At 41.4% G+C, this 11,284-nt stretch carries 8 protein-coding genes; 5 read left to right on the top strand and 3 right to left on the bottom strand.

All coding sequences use genetic code 11. The features are described 5' to 3' along the window. Positions 1-396: 396 nt before the first annotated feature. Complete coding sequence (locus ACFFAP_RS22620; protein ID WP_375513327.1) at positions 397-870, top strand: DUF29 domain-containing protein; 474 nt, start codon at positions 397-399, stop codon at positions 868-870. Between the two features lie 293 nt (positions 871-1,163). Then, complete coding sequence (gene aspS / locus ACFFAP_RS22615; RefSeq protein WP_375513326.1) at positions 1,164-2,951, top strand: aspartate--tRNA ligase; 1,788 nt, start codon at positions 1,164-1,166, stop codon at positions 2,949-2,951. Between the two features lie 1,030 nt (positions 2,952-3,981). On the opposite strand, the gene ACFFAP_RS22610 is transcribed toward aspS, so the two are convergent. Continuing rightward, entirely contained in the window at positions 3,982-4,137 is a 156-nt protein-coding gene (locus tag ACFFAP_RS22610; protein ID WP_375513325.1) for a hypothetical protein, read from the bottom strand. 111 nt (positions 4,138-4,248) lie between these two features. On the opposite strand from ACFFAP_RS22610, the gene ACFFAP_RS22605 reads away from it, so the two are divergent. Next, entirely contained in the window at positions 4,249-5,052 is an 804-nt protein-coding gene (locus ACFFAP_RS22605; protein WP_375513324.1) for an S-adenosyl-l-methionine hydroxide adenosyltransferase family protein, read from the top strand. 388 nt (positions 5,053-5,440) lie between these two features. Here ACFFAP_RS22605 and ACFFAP_RS22600 read toward each other — a convergent pair whose 3' ends face one another. Continuing rightward, positions 5,441-7,039, bottom strand: coding sequence for a peptide ligase PGM1-related protein (locus tag ACFFAP_RS22600; RefSeq protein ID WP_375513323.1), 1,599 nt, complete (start codon positions 7,037-7,039; stop codon positions 5,441-5,443). A 774-nt stretch (positions 7,040-7,813) separates the two neighbouring features. On the opposite strand from ACFFAP_RS22600, the gene ACFFAP_RS22595 reads away from it, so the two are divergent. Together ACFFAP_RS22595 and ACFFAP_RS22590 are read left to right on the top strand one after the other, a co-directional pair. After that, positions 7,814-8,677 carry an SDR family oxidoreductase gene (locus tag ACFFAP_RS22595; protein ID WP_375513322.1) on the top strand — a complete coding sequence of 288 codons (864 nt, stop codon included), beginning with the start codon at positions 7,814-7,816 and terminating at the stop codon, positions 8,675-8,677. 231 nt (positions 8,678-8,908) lie between these two features. Continuing rightward, on the top strand, positions 8,909-9,166 hold the full coding sequence (locus ACFFAP_RS22590; RefSeq protein WP_375513321.1) for a hypothetical protein: 258 nt from the start codon (positions 8,909-8,911) through the stop codon (positions 9,164-9,166). A 55-nt stretch (positions 9,167-9,221) separates the two neighbouring features. Here ACFFAP_RS22590 and mgtE read toward each other — a convergent pair whose 3' ends face one another. Further along, a complete protein-coding gene (gene mgtE, locus ACFFAP_RS22585; protein WP_375513320.1) occupies positions 9,222-10,622 on the bottom strand; it encodes a magnesium transporter in 1,401 nt (466 codons plus the stop codon). Positions 10,623-11,284 lie beyond the last annotated feature (662 nt).

Here is an 11,284-nt window from a genome sequence, read left to right as displayed (position 1 = left end):
GCTGTAGTTATCAATATTGCAACTGTAGCGGTCTAACTCATGACGGGAGCGGTCTTCGGGTTCATGGGAGCGGTCTTCGGGTTCATGGGAGCGGTTCCCGAACTTATGGGAACGGTTTCACAACTTACAGGAGAGTTAAATTAAAGATATGCTTTTCTAGGCGAAACAAAGTATGCGCTATCAAGTTGTGCTTGCCAACTTAATGTTTTGACTGAATGCAGCCGAATCACTCACTGGTTCTGAATACAAAGTAAACAACTCACTCAAAACTTCTTCCCCAGCAATTTCTCCACGGCTGGTAAATCGTTCTACCTGTACAATATTACATCACAATGTGTAGGGGCATGGCAGTGCCGTGCCCTTACGGGTGTACCTCACGTAAACGAGAACTGGTATATGAACAATCAACTGTATGAACAAGATTTTAATCTGTGGCGAGAAAGCATTATTGAGCAGATTAAAGAACATCGTTTTAATGACATAAACTGGGAGCATTTGCTTATAGAATTAGAACACATGGGAAAGTCAGAAAAACGGTCATTCATTAGTAATTTAACAATCTTGATTGCTTATTTACTCATGTTAACCGTTCAATCTGATGCTCCTGAGATGATCAAAACAAGCTGGTATAGTTCTGTCACAGAAAATCGTTTTCGAGTAAAAAAGGATTTGTCAGAAAATCCTTCTTTTAAAAATTATATTACTGAAGTTATTTTTCAAGCCTATGCCGATGCTCGTAAACTGGCAATCAAAGAAAGTAAAAAAGCTAAATTAGGAGTGAGAAAACCAACGGACACAGAATATCCTTTTAATTGTCCTTTTCTGATAGAACAGTTATTAGATGAAGATTTTTATGGAGACAGTGATTAACAGTTATCACTTGTGTTCCATAGTTAAGTTACATAAAACAATTATTGTAAAAACGGGAACATTATATTACGGAAAACAAGGTAGTGCCAGGACACGGTGAGAGTATCTGATAATTTCTTTGCCCGATCGCGTCTTCTTTGAGCTTTTGCGTCTGTCTCACTCCCCCAATCGACCTTTGCCAAATTGGCGTGAGATTATTGTATGTTTATTACTACAATTACTATTGATGCTAGATAATGGGAAAGCTTTGACATTTGCTTGCCAATCTAGCCCGGAAACAATAACTAACACTTATGCGAACTCACTATTGCGGCGAACTCCGAAAAGAACATATTGGAGAAACTGTTACCTTTTACGGATGGATAGACCGTCGCCGCGATCACGGTGGTGTGATATTTTTAGATTTACGCGATCGCTCTGGAATTGTCCAAATCGTCAGCGATCCGCAACGCACCCCAGATTCTTATGAACAGGCGAACGCCCTGCGAAATGAATATGTTGTCGAAATCACTGGTAGGGTAACGCACCGTCCCGAAGAATCGTTGAATACCCGCATCCCAACAGGTGAGGTGGAAATCTACGCCGATAAAATTCAACTCCTGAATGCTGTTCGCAAACAGTTACCTTTCCAAGTTTCGGTAGCTGACACCGAGCCAGTGCGCGAAGACTTGCGGCTGAAATATCGTTATTTGGATTTGCGACGCGATCGCATGGCGCAAAATTTGCAACTGCGTCATCAAATTGTCAAAGCCATGCGTCGTTATCTGGAAGATTTGGAAGGTTTTATCGAAGTCGAAACCCCAATACTTACTCGTTCTACCCCAGAAGGGGCGCGGGATTATGTTCTACCCAGTCGCGTCAATCCTGGTGAGTGGTATGCTTTGCCGCAATCACCCCAGCTATTTAAACAATTGCTGATGGTATCTGGCTTGGATAGATATTATCAGATTGCTCGTTGCTTTCGTGATGAAGATTTACGCGCCGACAGACAACCGGAATTCACTCAGTTGGACATGGAAATGAGCTTCATGTCTCAAGAAGAAATTATCGAACTGAATGAAAGCTTAGTTTGCCATATCTTCAAAACAGTTAAAGGAATTGAGTTACAGCGCCCTTTTCCCCGCCTCACTTACGCCGAAGGGATGGAACGCTACGGTAGTGATAAACCAGATACACGCTATGGTTTGGAATTAGTTGACGTTTCAGATGTTGTGAAAGACTCTAGTTTCAAAGTCTTTCGGGACACTGTTACCAATGGTGGTATCGTTAAAATCCTGCCCATTCCCAACGGTAACGATGTAATTTCTAATGTCCGGATTAAACCAGGCGGTGATTTATTTAAAGAAGCCAGCGAAGCCGGTGCTAAAGGTTTAGCTTATATCCGCGTCAGAGACGATGGCGAAATTGACACCATTGGCGCGATTAAAGACAACCTCAGCGTTGAACAAAAACAAGAAATTTTACACCGTACAGGTGCTAAAGCTGGACACTTGCTGTTGTTTGGGGCTGGCGATGCTGCTACAGTTAATAAAACATTAGATAGATTACGGCAAGTTATTGCTAGAGAATTTAAGTTAATTGATCCAGAAAAAATCAACTTGCTGTGGATTACAGATTTCCCGATGTTCGAGTGGAATGCTGACGAAAAGCGTTTAGAAGCACTGCACCATCCATTTACAGCACCGCATCCTGATGATTTGAGCGACTTAAAAACTGCACGCGCCCAAGCTTACGACTTAGTACTCAACGGCGTGGAAGTTGGCGGCGGAAGTCTGCGGATTTATCAGCGAGAAATTCAACAGCAGGTGTTTGAAGCGATCGGTTTATCTCCAGAAGAAGCACAAAATAAATTTGGCTTTCTCTTAGAAGCATTTGAATATGGTACACCACCGCATGGTGGCATCGCCTACGGTTTAGATCGTTTAGTGATGTTGCTAGCTGGCGAAGAATCTATTCGAGATGTCATTGCTTTTCCGAAGACACAACAAGCGCGTTGTTTGTTAACAGATGCACCTTCGAGTGTAGATGCTAAACAGTTGAAAGAATTGTACGTTGCCTCGACTTATAAACCAAAGTCTTAGTAAACTAGGAAATTGTCTAAGTAGGGTGGGCAATGCCCACCAATTACTTGCAATCATACATTGATTCTCTTCGACAATTTTACAATCTTCACCAGTAATTACATGATCTATTTCTCTTCTATCTAATCCTTGTAATCTTTTATCTCTCAAAACTAGACCACAAGCAACTTCATCTTTTGGGTTTTGACTCAGGCGTGTAAGTTGTTCTGTATCAGGAAAACCAGAAGCTACACTCATTATCCGACTTAAAAATAGAACAAAAACACTACAGACACGAAAACCTAATAAGAGTGAAAGTAATAATTGGTTAATTGGTCGTTTTTGTTATGGAATTCAGAAAAACTAAACTTCTATTTAGGACTTATGCATTGACAATAAATACCAAATATAAATAAGTTTAAAAACCATATCTTTCGTAAGGGCACAGCATTGCTGTGCCCCTACAGCATGGTCTATTTATGATCGCAGGATAATTAAGAAAAGCTTGAAAAAACCGATGCATCGTTAATGTACATCACGATGCATTTGTACAGTGCGTAAGTCCTATATTTTAGCTGACGAAGCGACTGGTAAAATAAGATTGTTTTTCTCAGCGTTCTCTGTGCCTGGAACGGTTTAAAAGTAATTTATTTAACCTTATTAGGCACAGAGAAGCCAGTGCGCCCTTGCGGTTCCCTGACTTGTTCACTCTTAGCGTTAAGGCAGGGTAGCAATTGGCGCAACATAGAGAGAAGAGGTTAAAGAAGAATTTAGAGACTAAAATTTTCACCCATCTTGAAAGGACTAGTCCTATATTGTATGAATTGCGAGGGTAGCAATATACTCATGAGTGAACAATAGCTGACTGAAGTTGAGTTAGGTTTATGTTTGTGGGAAAAGCTATCTTGCTCTGGAAGTGTCAGGATAGGGAGTGGGGTAATTCAATTAATTGAAAAGGCTGTAAGAGCGAAATTACCAGAAAACTCCCTAAAAACAAAAAAAACCCGCCGTAGCGGGTTACACAACAAACTAAGAACATTGAAAACTTGATTTAACCCGAATACCTCATCTCAGCTTCCAGTTGACGAATTAGTTGTTCGTCGCCGTTTGCTCTAGCTACTTGCAAGCGATGTTCTAGGCTTTTTTGAATATTCTCTCTGTGAGCTTCTTGTGCTTTTCTGGCACTTTGTAGTCTACCTTGATTCATAGTGATTACCCTCTTTAATTTTTCGTTTTATGTCTTGTATTCTTAACATAACACATATTTTGTAGCTGTTGCTACAGAAATTTAGAAATTAATCTAATTTTAAGCAAAAATATGCCTACCAAGCAGATAGATCAACAGCCACTTGTGACTTTACTGAGCGATTTCGGCGATCGCGATGTTTATGTAGGGATAATGAAGGGTGTCATAGCCCAAATCAACCCCAGACTGACGGTGGTAGACTTAACGCACCAAATTTCGCCGCAAGACATCGCCGCAGCCAGGTTTTCCCTAATGAATGCTTATCCCTATTTCCCAGTTGGCACAGTGCATGTGGCAGTAGTAGATCCGGGTGTGGGAAGCAAGCGACGAGCGATCGCAGTAGAATTTGCTCAAGGGTTTCTGGTAGGCCCAGATAATGGTATCTTTAGCGGGGTACTTAGTCAAAGTCCAGCGATCGCAGCCGCCGAACTTACAAATCTTAACTATTGGCGAACTCCTCAACCAAGCAAGACTTTTCACGGTAGAGATATCTTTGCACCAGTGGGAGCTAATCTTGCTAGTGGTGTCTCCCTCAAACAGCTAGGACAAGAAATTGATCTAGCAAGTTTGGTAAAACTGGATATAGGCGAGTGTAAGCAGACAACCACTGGTGTAGTAGGTTGCATTCAATATATTGACCACTTTGGCAACTTAGTGAGCAACATTCCAGCGAGTTATGTACAAGGCAAAACTTGGTGTGTGCAAGCGGCTGGGTTGAGTATACCAGGCTGTGAAACTTACAGTGATGTCAACGTGGGAGAGATAATAGCAATAGTAGGCAGTCACGGCTGGGTAGAAATTGCCATTAATAGCGGCAATGCTCACTCACAGTTGCAGTTAGATTTGCAAGAAACGCTTCAAGTTGTGCTAACTTAAATACCGCACCTCATGAGTGCCACATCAAGAGAAACATCAAGAACTAATCAGCATTCAACCTTCATATAATCAGGGCTATTGCCGCTTACCCCAAGCGAATCATCCTGAAAAAATTAATGAGTATTAGCTTTTTTGATAGCATCACCAAAGGCTGTTATATTATTTCAGGAAATACCTAATACGGTTACATAGGTAGGAGCGTACATCTGTACCAATACACTTGGGTTAAGCATTTCTTTCTTCTCTTTGCGTCCAACTCTTAGAGACGCTGCGCGTTGGCGGTTCGTTAAAAAATTGACTTTGACAAAGAGTTTAAGCCTTAACCCAAGCGTATTGACATCTGTACGCCCCTACAGCCGATTAATGTGTTAAAAACGACATCCCTTAACTATAATTCATCCCAAACCACGGGAAATGAATAATCTGATAACGCCGATAAATCCTGATTTTTGCTGCGGGTTTCTTCATCGAGAACTTTGACAACTTTGTTATAAATATCTTGTGCTTGTTGCGGGGAATCACCGATGCTGGTTAATCCCAACTTGCCAAACTGCGAAAGGCAACCCATAAGATGAAACACTGTGCCCGTTTCAGTACCACTGTCGAAGTGTAGTCTGTGGTGAGCGATGATATCCATCAAATCATTAGGTAATAATCCCTGATAGCGCTCTTTTTGCAGATTATCAGTAGCAATGTAGTATTTTGGACGACCTTGCTGACTATAAAATAAGCCTGTGGAAAGGTCATAGCGCCCGTTCGTTAATAATTTCAGGGTCATGAATGGATGAGTTGTACCGCCTTTACGCAGGTTAATTTCGATCGCCTGAATATCCCACTCTCCATTACCCTTGTCAACGGCGATAAAATCTAATCCAAATCGCTCTAAAGTGCCTTTCTCTGCTAACTTTTTGCCAACTTGTATTCCCAATTGCTGTAATTGCAACCGATAGCTTTCATCAGCAGGAAAGCGACAACCAAGATAAATCTGACCGTCTGGGCCTCCGAGAATTTGGTCGTGGGTTGAAAGGATTTCCACTTCGCCATTGGGTGTGATCCGTCCTTGGACACTGGGCGATCGCTTAATTTCCCCTTCCACAAATGCTTCGGCGATTCCCCCTAATTCAGGAAGTCTTCCGGAAAAATTGTCCCAAGTTTCTTGTTTTGCTTGAAAGCGCATTGTTGAGAAGCGATCGCTAATTGCTGCTACCCTTTGGGCATGAGTACCTTTGCCTGGTGCTACATTTTCAATCGGTCTAAAATCCAGCAGTGCATTCCCCTCTCCAGAAATGCCTTCGTTGAGTTTTACCACTACCCGTTTTAATGTCGGTTGTCGTTCCCACAAATCACTGGTAGCTTCTGCCAAATCTGTGTGATTCCAAACTTTTTCAGTGCCATCTGGATACGGTATTTCGCTTTCGGCGAAGATTTGCCGACTGCCACTTTTTGTCCCCCAAATCTGTAAATCTGGTGCAGCAGCATACAGTGGTACACCCAATTTTACAGACAATTCGCCTTCCCACTGCGAAGAGTTATAGCAAATCATAAATGATTTGTCTAACCTCAAAGCTTGATGAATCCGCTCTAGCAGGCGGGGGCGTTCTAAAATCTTTTGGCTTAGAGGCTTAAGGGAGGAATCGTAAGTAGAAAGTAGCAACAAGCGATTCCGAGCATGAGAAAAGGGAATTCCTGGCAACAGTTGCAGATAATAATCAATGATACTAGGATGCAGTGGTACTGATGTTACATAAACCAGCCTAGTCTGGGGATTTTGTAACCGAATTAAGGAAAATAGTAATCTTTCTTCATAATGTTCGCAGCCTTCGATCTTTTGGAGTTCGCGCTGGTCGATACTTAGCGAGGGAATAATTAAAATATCTGCTTCAGTATTGTCAAATAGCTCGCTCGTTTTCCAGCGATCGCGCAGGGTTAATTGTAAGTGGCGAAATTTTTCAACCTGTTCTAACTCGGAAATATTTAATGTTGCCATAACCCCTGCCCTCTAATGATCCTAATGTAGCGTACCACATAAGCTTTTAGACGATTAGTCTGGAGGTATATCTGCGGCGTAAGGATTTAGGTAGTTTTGCAAGAAATTTCGTCTACCAAAAGGCAGCTATCCAAATCTCGGCCTAAATTAATATTAACCTCAGTAGATAGTATGAGAGTAAGTATTTTTGCAACCAGAAAGGGAGAAAGTATAAGTCTATATTTTTATTTATCGAAAATGCCACGATTCTAGAACCAGAAGCAATGATTATAGACAAATTCAATAAATCTCAATTATTGAGTTTATTTTACGTCTTAAGGGTGAGCTAATTCCAGGTTGCTTTACCTCTAAGGAGCGATAAAGTGCAGCTACATAACAGTTAACTTGAAAGCAGATGAAAAGGAAAAAATCTTTCATCGAATCAGAGTTGTGTATTTGTTTATTGTAGTCAGATGAATAGCATGTGCCATGTGTGAGGATAAATAATACCAGCCGCGTACAGATGCCAGCAATAAGTTCGATTAGCAAGCATCAGGAGTATAAGCGCCTAAAATTGCAAATGGCTAGTGAGAGCCAAAGCAAAAAATAAACCTTGGGTTGAATTTTCGATCCAAGGTTTACTTTTGGAATCAGGAAGAGGCAGAGGGTACTTATTTAACAATGCCCAATGCAACTCTTGGAGAGGCTGCGCCCTAAGCGTAGCTATGCCGCAGGCTTTACGACGCCGCTTAGTACAAGTGCCCAATTCAATATTCAATTACCAAGAGAAAACCTATGCCTAAATCAAAAGAAAAAAAATTACAACCGCCACAGCAGCAAGAAACACCAGGTGTTGAATCAGAAATGACGCCAAAACCCAAGGCAGATGATGCCCAGTATCGGGGTAGTGGCAAGTTACAAGATAAAGTAGCATTGATTACGGGTGCAGATAGTGGTATTGGTCGTGCTGTAGCGATCGCATTTGCTAAAGAAGGTGCAGATGTGGCGATTCTTTACCTCAATGAACACGACGATGCTAAAGAAACAAAACATTTAGTAGAAAAACAAGGGCGTCGTGCAGTAACCATTGCAGGTGATATTGGGGATGAAACTTTTTGTCAGCAAGCAATCCAACAAACAGTTGATGAGCTTGGCAAACTCGATATTCTGATCAACAATGCCGCCGAACAACATCCGCAAGAAAGTATCGAAGATATCACCAAAGAACAACTAGAGCGAACTTTCCGCACTAATATATTCTCGATGTTTTTCATGACTAAAGCTGCACTCAAGCATTTACAAGCAGGCAGTTCTATCATCAATACCACATCGGTAACAGCTTATAAAGGGAATCCACAGCTACTAGATTATTCCTCTACAAAAGGTGCGATCGTTGCTTTTACTCGCTCCTTATCAAAAAATTTGGTATCCAAAGGAATTCGCGTTAATGCTGTCGCGCCAGGGCCAATTTGGACACCTTTAATTCCCTCAACTTTTCCCGAAGAGAAAGTTGAAACTTTTGGTAAACAAGTACCAATGGAACGAGCCGGACAACCAGAAGAAGTTGCTCCTAGCTATGTATATTTAGCCTCTGATGATGGTTCTTATGTCTCTGGACAAGTGTTACATGTCAATGGTGGAGATGTTGTCAATGGCTAAGTGAAATAGTTAGGACTTAGGAGTTAGGAGTTAGGAGTTAGGAATTAGGAGTTATGAGTTATGAGTTAGAAGTTATAACTGATATATTCTTAATTTATAACTCTTAACTTTTAACTCCTAACTCTCAACTTCTAACTCTACCCTGATGGTCTTCCATTGGAGGGATGAGTAAATGTGGGAATATTGATAATCTATCTAGCAGCAAACATTTAAGAAATAATAACTACGTCTATGGCATCTCCTACACCACTGCATGGCACGGAACTAGTAGATTGTGCTAGAGCAAATGCCAAGGAAGGAATTGAAACTGCTGCTTATCAATGTGGCTATGGTCAAGACCTGAACAAATTTGCGCGAGAACTCAGACAAGCTTGTGAAGAAATGAATTTGCAAGTAAAAGAACTTAGTGGATTGATTACTGACCAGGACTTGATACTGCAATTGGGTACTGGCGAAATTGTTGCTCCAGATTCGGAATCAGAATTGTAAAAGTTAGTCATTTGTACTTTATTCTTCACTAATAACTAATAACCAATGACTCTTTTCATAACTTTAAAATTACCCGCGCCAAATTGAAGTAAATTAAAACGCCGACGACATCAACTGCTGTGGTGATGAATGGTGCTGACATTAATGCCGGATCTAAACGGAGGTAGCGAAATAGAAACGGCAGTGCTGAACCGGAGATAGAAGCTAAAAGAGAAATAGCTACCAGACTAGTGCCGACAGCGATCGCTACTTCTAATCGTCCTTGCAGAAAATAAGCCCAGACAGTAGCGATCGTACCTAACATTCCTCCCAATAATACCCCTGCGATCGCTTCCCGGCCAATTACCTGCAATGCGCCAAGCGATCGGATTTCATCAGTATTCATCCCGCGAATCACGACTGTGGAAGACTGGGCGCCCACATTACCACCAGTACCAGTCAACAAGGGGATAAACGCCGTCAGTATCACCACTTTTGCTAAAATATCTTCTTGCGACTTAATAATTGTTCCTGTGACGGTATTAGTTACAAGTAAAACCAATAACCATACAACCCGCTTCCGAGCAATTTCCAGTAAATTCATCTGAAAATAGTTGTCGCCCCCCGACTGCACACCACCACCCAAGGCATAGATATCTTCGGTGGTTTCTTGTTGCAGAATATCAATCACATCATCGACGGTGACAATACCTACTAGACGCTGTTCTCGATCTACCACAGGCACAGCCAGAAAGTCATATTTTTGAATTAATCTTGCAACTTCTTCCTGATCTGTATCAGTGTGGACAAACACCACATCACGGGTCATAATTTCGCCAATAATTTGCTCAGGCTGAGATGTCACTAACTCCCGCAACGATACAATCCCCGTTAAGCGCCTTTCCGCATCAGTGACATAAAGATAATAAATCATCTCACTGGCATTAGCTAAGTTGCGAATTCGCTCTAGGGTTTGAGATACTGTAAAGTTTTCTTTGAGCGAGATTAACTCTAGCGTCATGATTCGCCCAGCAGTATCAGCTTCATAGCCCAATAGTTGGGCTGTAGCTTGGCGTTCTGTTGGACTCAGTTGTTCTAGCAGACGATTGACGACTTTTGCCGGTAATTCATCAAATAACCTAGCTCGGTCATCCGGCGACATTTGATCGACAATATCCCGGACTTCCTGGCTTTTAAGTTCCCCGATTAACCGTTCTTGAACACTGTAGTCGAGATATTCATAAACCTCTATAGCCTCATCCTTAGAAAGCAAACGAAAAGCCAAAGCGTGCATCGCTTCTGGTAAACCCTCAATCGCCTCGGCAATATCCGCAGGCTGCACAGGTAGGAGAATAGCTTTTGCTCCCTGCAAGTCTCCCGCTTCAAGAAGCATTTGCATCTGAGTCCGCACTAAATCTCGCAATTCCCTGCGTGAGACATTCTGGATGGTAGAGTTTAAATTGTTTGTCTCAGTCAAAGTCCACTTTCCTCAGCCAGTTTCAACAAGGTTGCTGCCCTTAGTCTAGGGGAAAGTGGGAATGTGCAGCGTTAAACTTGTGATTTTCGACTTGGAGTAAGTTGAAAACTTTTGTAAATAAATAAATAATCAGGGTTTCGGGCGCTGATAATTCCTTGCGTTCAGCGCACCCCGTAAGGAATCTTGCTATGGAAAGCGTCTCCTAGAGAAAATGGAGACTTCCGCGACCCGTTAAATACATGACTGGTGAGGCTTTTGCAAAACTTTTCGCTTCACTGACTTGCCTGTTAGTACTATACAGCAGTTTTCTTTTGCATGAAGTACAAAGCTATGGGTTTTGAGGCAGAAGGCAGTTATTGCTGGAGGCAGGAATTAGAAACTGTTTATATCTGATTTTAATTCTTGCATTTTATACCTCAGTTACTTGCAAACTGCTGTATCTTTGCTGGGTCTTGTAACAAAGATATCAATTGACACTCAAGATGAAGCATAGATAAATAATATTTTTTCAAATCTTTAAACATTAAAAATCTTCTTTATCGAATTTTCATGTAATTAAGAACTATGTAAATAAAAAACATAAATCCCATCCGGTATATTCCTAATTTTTATTTAAAAATCATCAAAAATTTTATATTCCTTTAAAAAAGTATATATCAATG

Origin of the sequence: uncultured Nostoc sp. (genome assembly GCF_964245575.1) — a bacterium.
In the GTDB taxonomy this organism is placed as follows: domain Bacteria; phylum Cyanobacteriota; class Cyanobacteriia; order Cyanobacteriales; family Nostocaceae; genus Nostoc.
Note: the sequence above shows the minus strand (reverse complement) of the source record. Positions and strands in the feature narration are given on the sequence as shown.